We start from the raw sequence: 675 nt of genomic DNA on the forward strand, positions 1-675 counted from the left end.
AATGCCCAGGCCACCCGGCTGGTTTTTGAGACCCAGGGCGACGGCAGCCGCCGCTGCACCGGCGTGCAGGTCTGGACGGGCCACGAGATGGTCACCGCGCACGCGCAGTGCGAGGTCATCCTGAGCGCTGGTTCGATCAACTCGCCGCAGCTGCTGCAGCTCTCGGGCATAGGCCCGGCGGCGCTGCTGCGCCAGCATGGCATAGCAGTGCTGCAGGACACGCCCGGCGTCGGCGCCAACCTGCAGGACCATCTGCAGATCCGCGCCGTATTCAAGGTGCAGGGCGTGCCCACGCTCAACACCATGGCCCACTCGCTGCTCGGCAAGGCCAGGATCGGCCTGGAATACGCGCTCAAGCGCACGGGCCCTATGAGCATGGCGCCGTCGCAGCTCGGCGCCTTCACGCGCAGCAGCCCCGAGCAGGCGCACGCCAACCTCGAATACCACGTGCAGCCGCTTTCGCTCGATGCGTTCGGCGAGCCGCTGCACCGCTTTGCGGCCTTCACCGCCAGCGTCTGCAACCTCAACCCGACGAGCCGCGGCACGGTGCAGATCAAAAGCGGCCGCTTCGAAGACGCGCCCGCCATCGCGCCCAACTACCTGAGCACGCCCGAAGACCGGCAGGTGGCGGCCGAGTCGCTGCGCGTCACGCGCCGCATCGTCGCGCAGCCGGCG

General features: G+C 69.5%; 1 protein-coding gene. It reads left to right on the forward strand.

The features are described 5' to 3' along the window. A partial coding sequence (locus tag QZH66_RS17740; protein ID WP_305807133.1) for a GMC family oxidoreductase N-terminal domain-containing protein occupies positions 1-675 on the forward strand: 675 nt, incomplete at both ends.

The organism is Stenotrophomonas sp. YIM B06876 (assembly GCF_030711595.1).
Lineage (GTDB): Bacteria > Pseudomonadota > Gammaproteobacteria > Xanthomonadales > Xanthomonadaceae > Stenotrophomonas.